This window comes from Agrobacterium sp. (assembly GCF_032092815.1).
GTDB lineage: Bacteria > Pseudomonadota > Alphaproteobacteria > Rhizobiales > Rhizobiaceae > Agrobacterium.
In genome coordinates this window covers 75,436-93,846 of sequence record NZ_DAMDBP010000005.1, presented here as the reverse complement: position 1 = coordinate 93,846, position 18,411 = coordinate 75,436, and the positions used below count along the sequence as shown (strand labels likewise).

The following is an 18,411-nucleotide window of genomic DNA, read 5'->3' as shown; positions in this document are numbered from 1 at the left end:
TCCGTTAATTCGAGACGGCGGCATCTGCCGCGACTGGGGTAATATGATCACCATCACGGACAAAGGCACCGGCTTTTTCGACAACCTTGTCGCCTGCGGAAAGGCCGCTTAACACCTCAACGAAACCGTTGTCCTGTATGCCGGTTTCGATCTTGACCTGTTTGACGATATTACCCTCTACCTTGCGCGCCGTCGAGCCGTCGCGATTTGTGGTGACGGCAGAGAGCGGCAGTGTCAGGGCATTGGCCTGCGCGACAATGATTTCGGCGCTGGCATACATGCCAGAGCGTGCCTGATCAGCCGGAATAGTGATATGTACAGAACCGAGACGGGTGGCTGGATCAACGGTCGGCGAGACGAGCCGCACCTTTCCTTCAATGCGAGTTGTGGCACCAGCCACTGTCAAATATGCAGGCTGGCCAACCTTGACCTTCTGGATGCTGGTTTCCGAGAGGTCAGCTACCAGTTCGATTGCGCCATCCTTGATGACGGTGAAGAGCGGTGTGCCTGCGCCGCTGGCAATCGCACCAATCTTGGCGTTTTTGGCGGAGATGATGCCGGAAACCGGGGATTTGACACCGGTGCGGGCAAGTTTCAGGTCGATATCATCAATCTGCGCGTCGACAACCTTGATGTCTGCTTCACCGACCGTGACGGCCTGTTTGGCGGCCTGAAGTCGTGCCAGTGCAACTTCAGCCTGGGCCTGTGTCTGTTCAACCTGGGAAACCGAACCTGAACCACTTTGGCCCAGTTTGGCTGCGCGATCGCGCTGACGGGCCGCGTCGTCGGAATTTGCCTGTGCTTCAATGACCTGTGCCTTGGACTGGGCAAGGGCTGCCTCGGCCTTGGCCTTGTTGGCCTCAAGCTGGCTCTTCTGCAACAGCAGCGCATCGGTGGACAGCACCGCCAGAACCGCGTTGGCTTCCACCTTGTCGCCGATATCGACATTCAGCTTCTCAATCGAAAGCCCGTCGACCAGCGGCTGCACGTAGATTTCATCAACCGGCTGAATGGTGCCTGTTGCGATAATCCGGTCCACCAACTCGCGTTTCACCGTCTCCGTCACCATGATCGAGGGCAGATTGGGTTGCTGTTCGGTGGTTGATTGCTCTTCAGCCAGTGCCGCCCAAGGCAACAGGACGGTGGAGAGAAGTGCCGCAATAAAGTGCTTGCCGGTGGTTTTGCGCTGCATGTGTCATATCCGCGAAAGGTCGTTTCACATGCCCTTTTGCGTGTCCCACGTCAGAAGGCATTGAATACGACTTGTGAAACCAGAGACGAAAACTCTTGTCATTTGGCGCGGGCTATATTCTCCAGAGCAATGAGGCAAAACTGTATCGCCCACATCAATGCCAGCCGTTGAAACCGTAAACAGAAGTTTTTTATCCACATGGCAATGTAGTTAGTCGTTTGGTGCAAATCAATATACATAGCAGCTTTAGTTGCTATACATTTATGAATATCTCCAGTAGTTGTATTGTTCGTCAAAATTGCGACCTAAAACAGCAAAGGTGCACAGCAAAACTGTGCACCTCTTCAATTGTCATCCTGTTTCCATTCTTTGCCTCGTTCATCTCCAGCTGACGTTGAGGAATTTCGGCAAGGCAACGAAGGACTTATTTCAAAGCGGCATCGGTGATTTCAGCGGTGAATGCACCAGATGGTTCCTTGGTGATGACAGGGTCGGAGCCGCCACCGAGCAGAGTTTTGACGGTACGCTCGTAATCTGCGGCATCTAGCGCGCCGGTGGAGCCGGCTGTCAACTTGGCCACTTCCGTCATCATGCCCTTCTGGTGTGCTTCGGTCTGTGCGCCGGAGGCATCGTTTTCAAGAACGATATCTGCGGCCTCATCTGGATTTTCTTCGGCGTATTTCCAGCCTTTCATAGATGCACGGACGAACTTGACCATGTTCTCCTTGAACGTTGTGTCCTTCAGCTTGTCTTCCAGAACATAAAGGCCGTCTTCGAGTGTCGCGACGCCCTCGTCTTCATATTTGAAGGTCACGAGATCATCGGCTTTCACGCCAGCTTCCAGAACCTGCAGATATTCATTGTAGGTCATGGTGGAGATGCAGGCTGCCTGCTTCTGCAACAACGGGTCAACGTTAAAGCCCTGCTTGAGAACCGTAACACCGTCTGTGCCACCTTCTGTCGGGATATTCAGGTGCGACATCCATGACAGGAACGGATATTCGTTGCCAAAGAACCAGACGCCGAGTGTCTTGCCCTTGAAGTCATCAGGCTTGGTGATGCCGGTTTCTTTCAGGCATGTCAGCATCATGCCTGATTTCTTGAAGGGCTGGGCAATATTGACCAGCGGCACGCCTTTTTCGCGGGTTGCGAGTGCCGACGGCATCCAGTCGACGATCACATCGGCGCCGCCACCGGCCAGAACCTGGGCCGGAGCAATGTCTGGACCGCCCGGCTTGATATCGACATCAAGACCTTCAGCCTCGTAAAAACCCTTGTCCTTGGCGACGTAATAACCGGCAAACTGGGCCTGTGTGACCCACTTCAGCTGCAGTGTTACCTTTTCGGCAGCCTGTGCGCTGAAGGCTGTCATCAGCGATGCGCCAGCCAGAAGAATGGATGCAAGTTTCATTTTCATTGCTGTTCCCTTTTTCTTTTTTACGTTCGCCCACCACGGACGGACGGATGCCAGAAGGTGACGGCGCGTTCGGCGAGCGCCACCAATCCATAAAAGCCTGACCCTGCCAGCGCCGCGACGGCGATTTCGGCCCAGACCATATCCACATTGCTTCGCCCCATTTCGGCGGAGATGCGGAAACCCATGCCCACAATGGGCGTACCGAAAAACTCAGCGACGATGGCGCCAATCAGCGCCAGCGTGGAGTTGATTTTCAGGGCATTAAAGATGAACGGCCATGCGGCCGGCAGGCGCAGCTTGATCAGCGTTTTCCACCAATTGGCCGCATAGGTGTGCATCAGATCACGTTCCATGTGGCTGGATGCTTCCAGCCCCTGCACGGTGTTCACCAGCATCGGGAAGAAGGTCATGATGATGACAACGGCCACTTTGGACGGCCAGTCGAAACCGAACCACATGACCATAATGGGGGCTATGCCGATGACAGGCAGTGCGGAAATGAAATTGCCGATCGGCAGCAGGCCTCTTTGAAGAAAGGGCGAGCGGTCAATCAGGATGGCGACGACAAAACCAAGGCCGCAGCCTGCGACATAACCTGTCAGCACCGATTTCAGGAAGGTCTGCTGGAAGTCCGCCCAGAGAATGGGAAGCGAACTGGCAAGGCGCGCACCGATGGCGCTTGGTGCAGGAAGCAGGATCTGCGGTACGGCAAAACCGCGCACCAGACCTTCCCACAACACGAGCAAGGTGATGCCGAACAGGATTGGCACCGTGAGACGTGCTGCCTTGTTCAAGGCATCGGACGTGAATTTCTGCCGAACAAGCCATTCATTGAACCACCAGGCGGCGATCCAGAATAAAACTGCGCCAATAATCCATAGGGGTTGGGTCATGGTCTGGCTCCCATGCGTTTCAGCACGCGTCGATGGGCAAGACCAACAAGCGATACGAGGATGGCAGCCACGGCAGCTGCCATGAACAGGGCGGCCCAGATCTGCACGGTCTGCCCGTAATAGGAGCCGGACAGAAGGCGTGCACCAAGACCGGCCACAGCACCGGTTGGCAGCTCACCGACGATGGCGCCGACCAGAGATATGGCAACGGCAATTTTCAGCGATGTAAACAGGTAAGGCATGGCAGCCGGCCAGCGCAGTTTCCAGAAGGTCTGCTCCGACGTCGCATTATAAGTGCGCATCAGGTCAAGCTGGATGGCTTCCGGACTGCGCAACCCCTTCACCATGCCGACGACAATGGGGAAGAAGCTGAGATAGGTGGAGATCAAGGCCTTGGGCAATAGTCCTGAAATGTTGATGGAATTGAGAACGACAATGATCATCGGTGCAATGGCGAGGATCGGGATGGTTTGGCTGGCAATGACCCATGGCATAAGCGAGCGATCGAGAGCCCGGTTGTGGACAATGGCAATGGCCAGAGCAATACCCAGCACGGTGCCGATGGCAAATCCGAGCAGCGTTGCCGACAGTGTAATGCCGGCGTGATAAACAAGGCTTCTCTTTGAGGTGATGGCCTTGTTGACAGTCGTGTCCCAAAGCTCGGCAACAATCTGATGTGGAGCCGGCAGGACGGGACGCTCCTGCGTAAAAGTCTGCGGCAGGACCTGCCAGAAACTGACGTCCTGACCGGCGCGCGCGGCCTGATCACGCACGAAGGGCGCATTCAGATAAACGACGAAGAGATGCCAGATGACGAGAATGGCAAGGATCACGGTCAGGACGGGAAGGACACGTTCGCGAAAGGTGATCATGGGCGTGCACCCCGCGCCGATTGCCCATCCTGTGCTTTGCCGCTTGTTGTTTTGCCTGACAGTTGCCGGTTGACCGGATTGGGGGAGAGAGGGCTTTCGACTTGATGTCGCTGATGTGGCACTGAGACTTCAAGCAGTGCGGAAAACAGACTATTCCTCATAGCTGTGCCCCGCTTTCAGGCCTTCACGCACACGGTGGGCGATTTCGAGGAATTCTGGTGTCTCACGGATTCCAAGCGGACGTTCCCGTGGCAGTGTGGATTCAATCACGTCGGTCACGCGGCCGGGGCGCGGAGACATGACGACAATCTTGGTGGAGAGATAGACCGCTTCCGGAATGGAGTGGGTGACGAAGCAGATGGTCTTGCCCGTGCTGTCCCACAGTTTCAGAAGCTGTTCATTGAGGTGGTCGCGGACAATTTCGTCAAGCGCACCAAAGGGTTCATCCATCAGCAGCAGGTCGGCGTCAAAGGCCAAGGCGCGGGCGATGGAGGCACGTTGCTGCATGCCACCGGAAAGCTGCCAGGGATATTTTTTGCCAAAACCATTGAGATTGACGAGGTCGAGCGTGCGTTCGATGCGGCTCTGCTGCTCGGCCTTGGTGTACCCCATGATTTCCAGCGGCAGGGCAATGTTCTTTTCAATGCTGCGCCAGGGGTAAAGGGCGGCAGCCTGGAACACATAACCATAGGAGCGATCTTTACGGGCATTTTCCGGACTTGTGCCGTTAACGGTGATGTCACCCGAGGTGTGTTTTTCCAGATCGGCGATCACCCTGAGAAACGTGGTTTTGCCACAGCCGGACGGGCCAATGAACGAAACGAAGTCTCCCTTTTTGACCTCCAGATTGACATTGGAAAGTGCATGAACCGGACCGTCACCTGTTTCAAAGGTAAGGCCAAGATTTTGGGCTGAAACAACGGAATAAGAAGAAGGTACTGTCATCGGCATTTCGGAAGTGGTCCCCAGCTTGTGCCGTCCTTGAAACGGATCGTGTAACCCTTGGTGCTTTTGGTCAGCTCGACCATTTCCTTGTCGCCCTGTTCCCCTTCGCTTTCGCATTGGGTTTCAATGCGAAAGCCGGTGGCGGTTTTTTCCGGATTGCCGGAAAAGGCGCAAAAGGCGCAAAAGGCGGTTGAGGTGGTGAGCCCCTCATCATTGAGAAGAAAGAAGACATCCGCTCCACTGGATTCCCCTGTCTTGGCGTAGTGGCAGCCTTCTTTTTCGCCATAAGCGCCATCAAGAAAGGTGGCGCTCATCGCTGTGGTGGCAGTCAATAATGGCAATGCAATCAACATCAGAATTCTGGTCATGACTGATCCAACCTGTTGTGAAATTTGCGTTTTAACGTGTGTTGCGGACTGTCCTGCTTATTGCGATGTCACGCTGCCAAACGTCTTTTGGGCGAAAGGCTGCACGTGGATTTCCGTTGGCTTTGCAAAAGGCGGGTCGCTCGGCTCACCATGCGGCACCGCCTGCCTCGTCGGTTCACTCATACCCCGCTTTCGGGAATGCCTGTCCGTTCCACCTTGCGTGGCGCGGTCAGTTCTTTCCATGTGGAGAGTGCCTTGGCCGGTGCAGTGAACGGATCACGGGCGATAAATTTACCATGGCCTTCACGGGTCTTGATGGTGCCTTCCTCAATGGAAACCACACCTCTGGTCAGCGTGAAACGTGGCAGGCCGGTCACTTTGTGTCCTTCGAACACATTGTAGTCGATTGCCGATTGCTGCGTCGCTGCCGAAATGGTCTTTTCGCGTTTGGGATCCCACACCACGATATCGGCATCGGCGCCAACCAGAATTGCGCCCTTGCGCGGATAGATGTTGAGGATCTTGGCAATATTGGTGGAGGTGACTGCCACAAACTCGTTCATCGTCAGGCGTCCGGTTGTCACGCCGTGCGTCCACAACAGCGGCAAGCGGTCTTCAAGGCCGCCGGTGCCATTGGGTATCTTGCGAAAATCACCGAGGCCATTGCGCTTCTGCTGCGTGGTGAACGCGCAGTGATCTGTCGCAACACATGACAATGAACCGCTGGAGAGGCCGGCCCACAGGCTGTCCTGGTGTTGTTTGTTGCGGAAAGGCGGCGACATGACACGACGGGCTGAGTGGTCCCAATCCTTGTCGAAATATTCGCCCTCATCCAGAACCAGATGCTGGATCAGCGGTTCCCCATAGGCGCGCATGCCCTTCTGGCGGGCACGACGGATTGCCTCATGGCTTTGTTCGCATGAAGTGTGGACGATATAGACCGGTGACCCCGCCATGTCTGCAATGACGATGGCACGGTTTGTCGCTTCACCTTCCACCTCAGGCGGACGGGAATAGGCATGGGCTTCCGGTCCATTGTTGCCCTCGGCAATCAGTTTTTCCTGCATCTGGGCAACGATGTCGCCATTTTCAGCATGCACGAAGGGTAGGGCACCCAGTTCGGCACAACGCTGGAAAGAGGCGAACATCTCGTCATCATTCACCATCAATGCGCCCTTGTAGGCCATGAAGTGCTTGAAGCTGTTGATGCCCTTGTCCTGCACGATTGTCTTCATCTCATTGAAGACCTGTTCACCCCACCAGGTAACGGCCATGTGGAAGGAATAATCGCAGCTGGCGCGTGTGGCCTTGTTGTCCCAGCGCTGCAATGCGTCGAGCAGGGACTGGTTTGGATCGGGCAGGCAGAAATCGATCACCATGGTGGTGCCGCCGGCCAAAGCGGCTCTGGTGCCGCTTTCAAAATCATCCGCCGAATAGGTTCCCATGAACGGCATTTCCAGATGCACATGCGGATCGATACCGCCGGGCATGACGTAACAACCGGTGGCGTCAAGCACTGTGTCGCCGGTCAGATCAGGACCGATTTCGATGATCTTGCCGCCGTTGATCTTTACGTCAGACGTGTAGGTGAGGTCAGCGGTGACGATCGTGCCGCCTTTGATGACTGTACTCATTCTGCAATCTCCGCTGTTTCCAACACGGCATGCAGCAGCACATCCGCACCGGCTGCCGCCCATTCCTTTGAAATGGCTTCGGCTTCATTGTGTGAAAGCCCATCGACGCAGGGGCACATGATCATGGTGGTTGGGGCGATTTTCGCGGTCCAGCAGGCGTCGTGGCCAGCGCCGGAAATGATGTTCATGTGGCTGTAGCCAAGCCGATCTGCGGCATTGCGCACCCGGCCGACCAGTGTCGGATCGAAGGTGACCGGATCAAAATGACCGATGGCTTCAATCGAGCAACCAACACCCAGGTCAGCCGCTATTTTCGGTGCTGCGGTCTCAATCAGGGCGCGCATGCTGTCGAGCTTGGTTTGATCAGGTGTGCGGATGTCAATAGTGAAGACCACCTTGCCCGGCAGGACATTGCGCGAATTTGGGGAGAAAAATACCTGTCCGACGCCGCCGACTGCACCGGGCTGGTGATCCATGGCCACGCCCTGTACCATTTCCAGAATGCGTGCCATGGCCAGACCCGCGTTGACGCGCATGGCCATTGGTGTCGATCCGGTGTGAGCTTCCTTGCCGGTCAACGTCACTTCCAGCCACCAGAGGCCCTGACAGTGGGTTACCACGCCAATCTGTCTTTTTTCGACTTCAAGAATGGGGCCTTGCTCGATGTGATATTCGAAATAAGCGTGCATCTTGCGCGCGCCGACCTCTTCCTCACCCAACCAGCCGATACGTTTCAGCTCGTCTCCATAGGTTTTGCCATCCGGATCCTTCCGGCCATAGGCATAATCCAGTGAATGCACGCCGGCGAACACGCCTGATGCCAGCATGGCCGGAGCAAAACGGGCGCCTTCTTCATTGGCCCAGTTGGTGACGACAATAGGGTGCTTTGTCCTGACATTGAGGTCGTTGAGGCTGCGAACAACTTCCAGCCCAGCCAGAACGCCAAGAACGCCATCATATTTGCCGCCCGTGGGTTGGGTATCGAGATGACTGCCGATATAGACGGGCAGGGCATCCGGATCGGTGCCGGCGCGGGTGGCAAACATCGTTCCCATCTGATCGACGCCCATGGTCATGCCTGCGGCTTCACACCATGATTTGAACAGGTGGCGTCCTTCGCCGTCTTCCTCCGTCAATGTCTGGCGATTGTTGCCACCGGCAATGCCGGGGCCGATTTTCGCCATGTCTTCCAATGCGTCCCAAAGCCTGTCGGCGTTGATCCGCATATTTTGTCCCGGTGCTGCCACCATTCTCATCTGTTCCTCACCTGTTTTGCATTACTAACGCAAGGGGCATGCCATTCCTGATTTTTGGTAATTCTTTTTCGTCAGTTGCCCGCTGCCAGCGATGTTTGATAAATTGACCGCTTGGTAAACATTGTGAATTTTCGTTCTGTCGATTTGCTGCTCCCTCGTGAATATGGATGGTAAATCTAACGAATAATGCCTAAACTATAGACCGTGCCAATTTTCTAGTCATTGTTGATTGGCAATTGCATTCAAAAGAAACAGGACGCCCATGGCCATTCCACGTGCCGCAAAAACACAAAAACGAACCCGCATTCAGGAAGAGAAACAGGAAGCCATTCTGGAGGCGGCACTGGATGTGTTTTCGGTCCACGGTTTTCGTGGTTCAACCATCGACCAGATTGCCGAAGTGGCGGGAATGTCCAAACCCAATCTGCTTTATTATTTTCGCACCAAGGAAGCGATGCATCGCGGGTTGATCGAGCGGGTTCTGGATACCTGGCTTGATCCGCTGCGCGCTTTTAACGCTGAGGGAAATCCCGAGACGGAAATCCGCTCCTATATTCGCCGCAAGCTGGAGATGGCGCGTGATTTTCCGCGCGAGAGCCGGCTGTTCGCCAATGAGATATTGCAGGGTGCTCCGCATATCGAGGACGAACTGAAGGGTCCGTTGAAAGAGCTGGTGGATGAAAAGGCCGACGTCATCCGCGCCTGGATCAAGGCAGGGCTGATGGGGAAATGCGATCCCTACCATCTGATCTTCTCGATCTGGTCGACAACCCAGCATTACGCTGACTTTGATGTGCAGGTGCGGGCAGTGCTGGGCAAGGAGAACGATGGAGAAGGGCGCTTTGAGGATGCTGCGCGTTACCTTGAGCAACTGTTCGTTGGCGGTCTGAATATCAAACCACAGGCCGGCTGATACGATATATATTTACGGTTGAGAATTTTCCTCAACGAAAAATCATGACGTAAATCATCAACTTTATACTTTACTCTAAAACTCACCTTTATTATGGTGCCGCCAACCCTGACGAGTCAGGGCCTGGTAAACAATATAAAGGTGAGGCATGGCGCGGAAAGACAAGAAGAAAGCTGAACGTGGTGGCAAGGCTGCTGCAAACCAGTCTCAATCTGTGGTTTGTGCAAATGAGCAGGTCGCTGCCGGCCCTAAAAGCTTTCTTTATGTTGGTGGACGCGATTGTCAGGTCGCCCATCTGCGCCAGATTGCCAGCAATTTCGACGCCCAATTGATCCACCATGACGGTGGGCTGCGCGAAGCCGTTTCGCGCATCGATACGCTGCTTCCTTCCGTCGACTGCGTTTTCTGCCCCATCGACTGTATTAGTCATGATGCGTGTCTGCGGGTGAAGTCCGGCTGCAAGAAATTCGGCAAGACCTTCATTCCGCTGCGCAACGGTAGCAAATCCAGTCTGGAGCGGGCGCTGCAGACGATGAGTGAGCGGAATGCCAGCAATGAGCGAAGAACACAGTGACGGTTCACTATCCTTGAACGACGATCTTGCCGATCTCCACAAGATCGCGGCCAGCAATGGCGAAGGTTTTGTGCCTGATATGCACGAGATTATCGGTGAGCGCGAACGACGCTCTCGTGCGGCACGGCAAAAAATCAATATCCTGCCGTTTCCCTATCCGAGGGCACGTCACCCCGGTGCCGATATCCCGTTTGATCTCGGCAAAGACGCCGCAAATGGCGGCAACATTCTGACATTTCGCGGGTACAAGCGCTGAACGCAGAGATGCCTGGTGTCGGTGGCTGTTATCTCACGCGCGGGGTTTCAGAAAAGCGCCGGTTGCCAGCACCAGCCATCCGATAATCATGCCCATGCCGCCGGTTGGCGCTGCCATTGGAAACAGACTGCTTCCAAAAAAGTGGCGTGACACGAGATCGCCGGCAAAAATCAGCGTGCCGAGACCGAGAAGCATGGTTGCCGGTAATGCTGTCCTGATGGCGTTCCATCCGATGAAAAGCGCGATCAATACAGGGGCGTGGGCAAGGCACATGGCCGAAGCGTTGCCCAGCATATAGCTCTCGCCGGTATGTGTGGCGGCGGCCGCCAGTGCAACACCGGCAGCACCCAGAATGCCACCGATAAAAAGCGCGACCGGGCGCAGCCGTTGGTTCGCGGTCATGATGGATTGTCTTCCTGATTTTGCATGTGCCTTGCCAGTTGCTCGACAGGCTTCCAGATGATGTCGCGCAATTTGGGATTGGCGATTGTTTCTTCCATGGCCAACCGAAAGCACAGCAACCACTCATCGCGTTCAGCCGGGCCAATCGGTGCCACGAAGTGCCGTCTGCGCAGCATCGGGTGACCATATTTTTCGACATAGACCGGCGGTCCGCCAAGATATCCGGTCAGATAGTCGTAAAATTTGCTTTCGCTGTTGGAAAGATCCGACGGATGAATGGCGCGGCAGCGGGCTGCCTCCGGCATGCTGTCCATCAATTCGTAAAACCGCTTTGCCAGCGCACGAACGGTGTCATCACCGCCGATTGCCTGGTAAAGCGTGATGGTTTCATCGCTCAAGACCGTCATCCCTTCTTTGTTGTCGCACTTATTGCGCTAACAAAACGTCAGCGCAACAGTGAAACGCGGGATGCGTCAATTTCGCCAATCAGCCGAAAATGCGGATCAAGCCCAAGCCCTTTTGCAGCAATTGTTCGGCTTCCTGCTGGTTGGCAGCTTCAACGTAACAACGCATTTCCGGCGCATTGCCGGAGGGGCGGAAATGAATGGTGCTGCCATCGGTCAATGCGACACGCAGTCCGTCGATGTCGCTGGTCGATTTGACCGATCCGACCGAGGACAGGAAATTTGCAAGATTGTCTGGCGATGCGCGCAGATGGCTCATCAGGGCCGCACTTTTTTCCTGCGCAAAGTTTTCCAGCCGGTCAGCTGCAGCAACAGGCAGGCGATACGAGGCGGCGAGATCTGACAATGACTGCTTCTTTGTCGCGGCAAGCGAAAGCACAGCCAGAACGGGCAGGAAGCTGTCGCGGGTTGGCAACGGTGACAATGTTTCACCATTAACGGTGAAACTGGATGCGGTCAGCAGGCCACCATTGGCTTCAAAGCCCATGACAGCATCCTTACCAGCGGCCAGCGCTTCACTCATGCCGGCGATCACAAAGGGTGAGCCGACCTTGGTGCGGGCAACGTCGAAATCGCCGTTGCCTTCAATGCCTGAATTGGAGGTGACCGGGGTCACCACCACCTTGGCACCAAGGAAACCGGCCGTGATCAGGCCGATCAGATCACCACGCAAAGGTGTTCCCGTTTCATCGGCCAGAAGTGGCCGGTCGCCATCGCCATCGGCAGAGACTATGGCGTCGAGCTTATGTTCTGCGGCCCATTTATCGAGAAGCATCAGCGTTTCCGTCGAGACGGCCTCGGTATCAACCGGAATGAATGTGCCGGAACGACCGAGTGCAACAACCTCTGCGCCATAGTGTTTAAGCACATCAACGAACAGGTCACGTGCGACGGTGCTGTGTTGATAGACGCCGATCTTCAGGCCGCTCAATGCTTTTTCCGGCAACAGGGCAATGTTGCGCTGGTAAAACAGGTCAGCCGTTTCCGCGGAGTGATCATCCGCGGTGCCGGGTGTCAGGTCACGGATTTCCTGTTCGACCTTGGCGGCATGATTGGCGATTGCAGTTTCATCCTTTTTGTCGATCTCGCCATCGGGACGATAGAACTTGATGCCATTGCGATCTGCCGGAATATGAGACCCGGTGATCATCAGAGCAGGGGCATTCAGCGACAGGGCGTGAAGCGCAAGGGCAGGTGTTGGTACAGTGCCACAATCCATCGGCGAAAAGCCGGCGCGCTTCAAGGCGCCAATGCAGGTGTCCGAAATGGATGGGCTGGAGGCGCGAAAATCCCGCCCTATCAAGATCGGTGTTCCGGTGGTTGCCAATCCGGCTTCCAGCAAATGTCTTGCAAAGGCTGTGGCATAAACGGCAGAAGCACTGCCTTCGAGGTCGACTGAGAGGCCGCGCAGACCGCTCGTTCCGAATTTAAGGCTCATATTCCCTCGTTCCAAATTGCGCTGTGACGGCAGCTAAATTTAATTTTGTCCTGATTTTCAAATGAATTAACCGTGGTTAAGTTCCAAGGTTTATATTGTGCATATTACCACATTTTTTTGTTTTATCTGTCTGTGACGACAGCAACATGCCAATTTCGCGGCGGAACTGATCTCTCAAGTTTTAGCTAAAGTAACTCAATATTCATTATGATGGCCTAGAAACGTATTGTGCGATTTTGCGCAGGTTTGCCACGTAGTTGCGTAAACCTTTGGCCATCCCTTCTCCGGATGGTGTCCTGTCTGTGTCATGGAGTGTGTTGGAAGAGCGGATGTACAAGCTTGGAAAAGCGAAAGACAAACAGGCTCACCCGCCCATGGATGAAGCTCCGCGGCCGCAGGGCTCGTTGCTTGACGCTTATCTGAATGCCGAAACCGACCAGCGTGCCAATGCAGCCGATGAACAGGTCACGCCGCACGCCGAGCCGCCGCTGTCCTACGTTGTCAGGCCGCAACAATCAGCATTTGCAGGCTATTTTCCCGGTATCAATTTCATTGACCGCATTGGTATCGGCGACATTCTGTCCTGGCTGAAGGACGGAATTATCTGGATCATACTGGCAGTCATTGCCTGCGTTGCCGCCGCATTGGCTTACGCGGTGATGACGCCGCAACGTTATACCGCCTATACCGACATCATCGTGAACCCGTCCAACCTCAACGTGGTGAATGATGGTGTGTTTTCGGTCAGCCCGCAGCGCGACACGCAAATTCTTGAAGTGGAAAGCAAGCTCAGAACTCTGACGTCCCGCAACGTGCTTGCGCAGGTTGTTAGCGAACTCAAGCTTGACCAGGATCCCGAATTCGTCAATCCGACGCCGATTGAGCGTTTCAAGATGCTGCTGTCGCGTCCTCCGGAAGAGGGCGACAACAGTATTGGTGCCTTGCGTGCCCTTGGTGACCGCGTGGTTGCTGAACGTGATCCGCGTTCCTTTGTAGTGACGCTTGGTGTTTGGTCGGCAAATCCGGAAAAATCCGTGACGCTTTCAAATGCCATCATCAATGCCTTTGAAAACGAGCTTTTTCAGACAACGTCCGATGGCAGCCGTCGTGTTGCTGATGACCTGAATACCCGTTTGAAAGAGTTGCGTGCAAATGTGACCGAAGCCGAGAAAAAGGTGGAGGATTTCAAACGCGAGAATGGTTTGCAGGTCAATAATGGAGAACTGGTCAGCAACCAGTTGTCCGGCGAGTTGAACGCGCAGGTGCTTGCCGCGCAACAGCGGCTTATCCAGGAACAATCGCGATTAAAGCAGATGGAGCAGGCCATTTCGCAACAACGCGTGGCGAATGCCGCCATTTTCGACAGTGAAACCATGAACACGATCCGCGAGCAATACAGCATATTGCAGCAGCAGATCGGTGCGATGACCATGACATATGGCAGTCGCCATCCACGTCTTGCCACCGCCAATGCAGAAAAGGCGATGTTGGAACAGGGATTTGCACAGGAAGCGCAGCGTATTCTCGAAACAGTCAAAACCAGCGTTGGTGAAGCACAGTCTTCGCTGGACGCCCTCCGCCAGAAGGCGGTTGCCGAACGGGCCAACGTGTTTACCGACAATGATGCGCAGGTAAAGCTGCGTGATCTGGAGCGTGATGCGCGCACTGTCGCGGCCATTTACGAGACCTATCTGACGCGCTCGCGCCAGATTGCTGAACAGCAGGCAATCAACTCCACCAACGTGCGGGTTATCTCACGCGCTGTTGCGCCAAATTACCGAAGCTGGCCACCGGGTAAAATGACGCTGATGGCATTGGGAGGCTTTGTCGGGCTGTTTCTCGGTATCGGCCTGGCGCTGACCTTTGGTGCCTGGCGTTACATGCGCGGCAGTTATGGTTTTGCACCTGTCGCGCCAAAGCGGTCGTAAATTTTACGACCGGGAAAATCGCTCGACATTGGCCGAAATCAGGTGCTTGAGCGCCTTGAGGTAACGTTTGGAGCGGGTCTTCGCCGCAAGCGCGCTGCTCCAGTCCACCATGGACGAGTTGATGTCGAAATCACCGCGTTGGCTTTCAGGAATGTCGCCACTTTCAATGCGTTTGATCAGCATTGGCAGCGCTGCGTAAAATTGCGGTGAGCGATAGGGCGGATGCAGTGAATACATGCCGTAACCGGTTCCCAGATAGTCGATCCGGTAGAGCTTTCTCACCATCATATCGGTGCTGAGTGCTTCTTCTGCCGGCATAGAAAGCGGTTTCTGGTTGAAAGCGTGGGAACGCAGGCGTCGTTTCAAGTCTGGGCGCAACAGTTTGATCGAACCGATCCGTTGTTTGAAACGCTGCATGTCGATCATGAAAATGCGTGTGCTGACCGTTGGAAAACGCCATGCCGGGCTGTCCAGTTGCATTTTCTCGGCCTGCGGAATGTGCCTGATACCGGGCATGCCGACATGCAGAGAAAACGACATGTCTCCATCCTTCTTCGGTGGACCTGAGAAGGGGCAGATGACGAGTGCATCCGGGTGGGCTTCCAGTTGCGCGATTGATTCATCGATCCATGTCTGGCTGCCGCCACCAAACAGCATGTCGCTGTCCATGTGCAGCACATAGCGGGCATTGGCGCGCATCAGGCCATAAAAATAGACGTAGAACGGTCCGCCGTCGAAGGCCTTGTCCGGATAGGTGGTGTTGTTTGAAAAGAACGTATCGCCCACTTTTTGATGGGCCTGTGGGCCGTAATCCACCGTATCGATATGCAGTTTGGGATGATCTTTTTGCAGGCTTTCGAGAAAGGCAAACAAACGGTTTTTGGCCGCCTCGAAACCATGCCCCTTGTAGCGCCCCGCATTGACCTGGCCGGTATCGACCGTCAGCAGAATGCGATCGACCTGGCCTTCCCAGACACGGATCTGGTGTGGCAATGTGTGAATGACATGCGGCGCATCGAAAGGATGCATGTTGATTTGAAGAACGGTTTTGACGGGCGTCAGATCAGCATTCATGGATTATGCACCGCGATTACGGAATTCGTTGATGACGGATAACATGGATTTGGGCTGAAAGCTCCAGTCCAGTGGCAAAGGCCGATTTACCGTGCCGTCTTTTCTCGGGTAGGCCCAGCGGATCCAGCTATATTGGTCTGAAATGCCCCAGGTGGTGATGGAATCGAGCGGGCCACCCTCGGATGCGGCTTCAAGAAAATCCTTGACCTGCGCAGAGATGATCGCGTCGCGCTCGTCTGCAGGCTCCGGCAGTTCATGGTCCATGACATCCAGTTCAGTTACTAGAATGGCAAGTCCGTAACCGCGCATTTCACTGACAAAAGCAGCCAGTTCGTCCTTGGCAATTGGCCAGCCGCCACGCAGATGGCCCTGTAGGCCGATGGCATGGATTGGCACGTCTCGATCGAGCAGTTCGAGCACGAGATCACGAAACGCTGCGCGTTTGTTGGGCGAGTGCCGGATCGAAAATTCAATATCATATTCGTTGAGCACCAATTGCGCCGTCGGGTCTGCCGCATGGGCGTAACGAAACGCCTTGTCGATGTGCTCATTTCCGAGGTTTTCGTACCAGAAACCATCGCGTCGGGCCTTCGGGCCATCGGCGGCATCGGGGATCGGTTCGTTCACCACATCCCAACTGCGCGTCACGTCCTTGTAGCGGGCAACTGTTGTGTTGATGTGGTCTTCCATCAGTTTTTCAACGGTGGCTGCTCCACTGACCGAAGATATCCAGCTTGGAAGTGCTGCATACCACACAAGCGGATGGCCATGCATGGTCAGCTTGTTCTGGCGGGCGAAATTGGCAATCGCATCGACTGATGTAAAATCATAGGTGTCGGGGGAGGGACGCATCGCGTCCCATTTCATTTCATTAACCGGGGTAATGCGAGAGCAATATTGCAGGACGCTTTCGCCAACCCGTGAATCAGTCTGCATATCAGGCAGGTAGACCGCTGCTCCGTAGGGGATGAGTTTACTATCGGTCGTTGTTGATTTGGCAAAAGATGGTCCGGCCCCCGCATAGGACAGGCTCGCGAGTGCCGCCGTACGCAAAAAATCTCTTCTGCCAAACATCATCGGCACGTGCTCCGGTTTGTCTTTTGATGAGAAGACAATAACAGACTATTCTTTGTCACAGGATTTTCTTGCGAAATGAAGTTAACGCCCTGTTTGGTATGATATATCGGTATTTTTTCATTTAAGGACGTAGTAACTTCCCTCTGCGCATGCTGCCGCCAGTTTTATTATTTGGCCAGAAAATACCATGTCCGTTTCCGTCGTCATTCCCGTTCGTAATGGTGAAGCCTTCATTGGCGAGGCCATCAACAGCGTTCTTGTCCAAGGTGCGTTGGCTGGTGAGATCATTGTTGTTGATGATGGGTCCACGGATGGAACGGCGGCCGTTGTGCATGGGATTACAGATCAACGCGTGAAACTTCTGGCAAGACCCGCTGGTCGCAAGGGCGTTTCTGCGGTGCGAAATTTCGGGCTTTCCCAGGTTTCCGGCGAGTGGACCATGTTCCTTGATGCCGATGACAGGCTACGGGAAGGTGCTTTTGCAAGGCTCCTGGCTGGCATAGAAGGCGGCACTCATGTCGCTGTTTATGGCGACTATGAACGGATCAACGAACAGGGTGACAAGATCGGGCGACGCAACCTCATCCGTAAACGTGCCAAGCCTTCCGGTGATATTCTTGAAAACCTGATTGGTGGCAATTTCATCGTCAATGGCGGCATCATGCTGGTTCGAACCGAGGTGTTCAGGGCCCTGGGTGGCTTTGATGAAAACCTGCGCTATGGCGAAGACTGGCATGGCTGGTCCCTGCTGGCAGCAAAAGGCCCGTTCCGTTATGTCGAAGGGGCACATGTGCTGGATTACCGTGTGCACACGTCCAGCGTGATGATGAACAAACCTCTGGAATTTGCCGATTGCATTCCGGTAATTGATGCGATTTTTAATGACCCATCCATTGCGGACCGTGTACCTGCCGACAGGTTGATAGCCCTGCGAAACAAGGCCGAAGGGCATATGAATGCCTATACAATTGGCCAGGATATTCGCGCACATCGTTATGGAAAAGCTGTTTCGGCACTGGCCGATACGCTGCTTCATCGTCCAAGACAGGCAAAACGTGCACTGTTGTTTTCGGCAGCCGCACTGGCAGGACTGTAGGAGTTAGAACAATGAACACTCAGGCTCCTCATGCCGTTGTCTGCATTCCGAGCTTTCGCAGGCCTGAAGGTCTGAAAAAGACACTTGCCTCGCTTGCTGCACAACAGGTTGATTTTGCTTTTGCCATTGTGGTGATCGACAATGATGGTGTTGGCCAGCAGGCTTTCGCTGTCACACAGAGTTTTCTGGCGGAGACTGGCATGGAGGGTCACGGTTTCGTGGAACCTCAACAGGGCAATTGTTACGCCATCAATTCGGCCTTTGCCAAGGCGCGCAGCCTTTATCCATCTGCTGTCTATTTTCTGATGATCGATGACGATGAGATTGCCTCGCCGCACTGGCTTGCCAACATGGTGCGCACGGCCGAAACGCTGGGGGCCGATATTGTCGGTGGACCTGTGGTGCGTTCCTTTGATCAGCCAGCGTCGAGAGCCGTGGAGCAACACCCGCTTTTCGGATCGATCGAGGCCAAGACCGGTCTGGTCGACATGATCCATGGCTCCGGCAATTGCCTGTTGTCGAAATCTGTTTTTGAACGGCTCGATCGGCCGCAGTTTGACGTGCAGTTCAATTTTCTCGGCGGCGGGGACATGGACTTCTTCACGCGCAGCA

18 protein-coding genes and 1 pseudogene are annotated in these 18,411 nt (G+C 54.7%); 6 read left to right on the top strand and 13 right to left on the bottom strand.

Annotated elements, in window-relative coordinates; genetic code table 11:
• Positions 1-4 precede the first annotated feature (4 nt).
• The 8 genes from RT613_RS04075 to RT613_RS04040 form a co-directional block, all read right to left on the bottom strand.
• Positions 5-1,192 carry an efflux RND transporter periplasmic adaptor subunit gene (locus RT613_RS04075; RefSeq protein ID WP_313613190.1) on the bottom strand — a complete coding sequence of 396 codons (1,188 nt, stop codon included), beginning with the start codon at positions 1,190-1,192 and terminating at the stop codon, positions 5-7.
• Between the two features lie 424 nt (positions 1,193-1,616).
• Positions 1,617-2,609 carry an ABC transporter substrate-binding protein gene (locus RT613_RS04070; protein WP_313613188.1) on the bottom strand — a complete coding sequence of 331 codons (993 nt, stop codon included), beginning with the start codon at positions 2,607-2,609 and terminating at the stop codon, positions 1,617-1,619.
• A 20-nt stretch (positions 2,610-2,629) separates the two neighbouring features.
• Positions 2,630-3,502 (bottom strand): ABC transporter permease, encoded by an 873-nt coding sequence (locus RT613_RS04065; protein WP_313613186.1) that lies wholly within the window; start codon positions 3,500-3,502, stop codon positions 2,630-2,632.
• Positions 3,499-4,374 (bottom strand): ABC transporter permease, encoded by an 876-nt coding sequence (locus RT613_RS04060; RefSeq protein WP_313613185.1) that lies wholly within the window; start codon positions 4,372-4,374, stop codon positions 3,499-3,501. The genes RT613_RS04065 and RT613_RS04060 overlap by 4 nt, the downstream gene beginning before the upstream one ends.
• Positions 4,375-4,524: 150 nt before the next feature.
• A complete protein-coding gene (locus RT613_RS04055; RefSeq protein ID WP_313613183.1) occupies positions 4,525-5,319 on the bottom strand; it encodes an ABC transporter ATP-binding protein in 795 nt (264 codons plus the stop codon).
• Positions 5,316-5,687: a hypothetical protein gene (locus tag RT613_RS04050; RefSeq protein ID WP_313613182.1), complete on the bottom strand. Its 372-nt coding sequence runs from the start codon at positions 5,685-5,687 to the stop codon at positions 5,316-5,318. Before RT613_RS04050 ends, RT613_RS04055 begins: the two co-directional genes overlap by 4 nt.
• 179 nt (positions 5,688-5,866) lie before the next feature.
• Positions 5,867-7,321, bottom strand: coding sequence for a dihydropyrimidinase (gene hydA / locus RT613_RS04045; RefSeq protein ID WP_313613180.1), 1,455 nt, complete (start codon positions 7,319-7,321; stop codon positions 5,867-5,869).
• Positions 7,318-8,571 (bottom strand): Zn-dependent hydrolase, encoded by a 1,254-nt coding sequence (locus tag RT613_RS04040; protein ID WP_313613316.1) that lies wholly within the window; start codon positions 8,569-8,571, stop codon positions 7,318-7,320. Before RT613_RS04040 ends, hydA begins: the two co-directional genes overlap by 4 nt.
• Before the next feature lie 268 nt (positions 8,572-8,839).
• On the opposite strand from RT613_RS04040, the gene RT613_RS04035 reads away from it, so the two are divergent.
• From RT613_RS04035 to RT613_RS04025, 3 genes and pseudogenes are all read left to right on the top strand, one after another.
• The gene (locus tag RT613_RS04035; RefSeq protein ID WP_313613179.1) at positions 8,840-9,490 is read left to right on the top strand and encodes a TetR family transcriptional regulator C-terminal domain-containing protein; all 651 of its coding nucleotides are present in this window, start codon (positions 8,840-8,842) and stop codon (positions 9,488-9,490) included.
• Between the two features lie 250 nt (positions 9,491-9,740).
• Positions 9,741-10,064 (top strand): annotated as a pseudogene (locus tag RT613_RS04030) (DUF2325 domain-containing protein); the annotation flags it as partial.
• Complete coding sequence (locus RT613_RS04025) at positions 10,045-10,320, top strand: hypothetical protein (RefSeq protein WP_313613177.1); 276 nt, start codon at positions 10,045-10,047, stop codon at positions 10,318-10,320. The pseudogene RT613_RS04030 and the gene RT613_RS04025, both read left to right, overlap by 20 nt.
• A gap of 33 nt (positions 10,321-10,353) precedes the next feature.
• Here the strand turns inward: RT613_RS04025 and RT613_RS04020 are convergent, their stop codons facing one another.
• The 3 genes from RT613_RS04020 to RT613_RS04010 all read right to left on the bottom strand — a co-directional run bounded on the left by RT613_RS04020 (position 10,354) and on the right by RT613_RS04010 (position 12,624).
• A complete protein-coding gene (locus RT613_RS04020) occupies positions 10,354-10,722 on the bottom strand; it encodes a DUF423 domain-containing protein (RefSeq protein ID WP_313613176.1) in 369 nt (122 codons plus the stop codon).
• A complete protein-coding gene (locus tag RT613_RS04015) occupies positions 10,719-11,120 on the bottom strand; it encodes a group II truncated hemoglobin (RefSeq protein WP_313613175.1) in 402 nt (133 codons plus the stop codon). Before RT613_RS04015 ends, RT613_RS04020 begins: the two co-directional genes overlap by 4 nt.
• An 88-nt stretch (positions 11,121-11,208) precedes the next feature.
• On the bottom strand, positions 11,209-12,624 hold the full coding sequence (locus RT613_RS04010; protein WP_313613174.1) for a phosphomannomutase: 1,416 nt from the start codon (positions 12,622-12,624) through the stop codon (positions 11,209-11,211).
• A 329-nt stretch (positions 12,625-12,953) separates the two neighbouring features.
• On the opposite strand from RT613_RS04010, the gene RT613_RS04005 reads away from it, so the two are divergent.
• Positions 12,954-14,552: a GumC family protein gene (locus RT613_RS04005; protein ID WP_313613172.1), complete on the top strand. Its 1,599-nt coding sequence runs from the start codon at positions 12,954-12,956 to the stop codon at positions 14,550-14,552.
• Between the two features lie 3 nt (positions 14,553-14,555).
• On the opposite strand, the gene RT613_RS04000 is transcribed toward RT613_RS04005, so the two are convergent.
• Positions 14,556-15,626 (bottom strand): glycosyltransferase family 2 protein, encoded by a 1,071-nt coding sequence (locus RT613_RS04000; RefSeq protein WP_313613170.1) that lies wholly within the window; start codon positions 15,624-15,626, stop codon positions 14,556-14,558.
• Between the two features lie 3 nt (positions 15,627-15,629).
• Entirely contained in the window at positions 15,630-16,703 is a 1,074-nt protein-coding gene (locus RT613_RS03995) for an endo-1,4-beta-xylanase (RefSeq protein WP_409558758.1), read from the bottom strand.
• Positions 16,704-16,890: 187 nt separating this feature from the next.
• Here RT613_RS03995 and RT613_RS03990 point away from each other — a divergent pair, with 187 nt between their 5' ends.
• Positions 16,891-17,799 carry a glycosyltransferase family 2 protein gene (locus RT613_RS03990; protein ID WP_313613166.1) on the top strand — a complete coding sequence of 303 codons (909 nt, stop codon included), beginning with the start codon at positions 16,891-16,893 and terminating at the stop codon, positions 17,797-17,799.
• Between the two features lie 11 nt (positions 17,800-17,810).
• Positions 17,811-18,411: glycosyltransferase family 2 protein (locus tag RT613_RS03985; RefSeq protein ID WP_313613164.1), on the top strand; the 601-nt coding region annotated here is incomplete at its 3' end.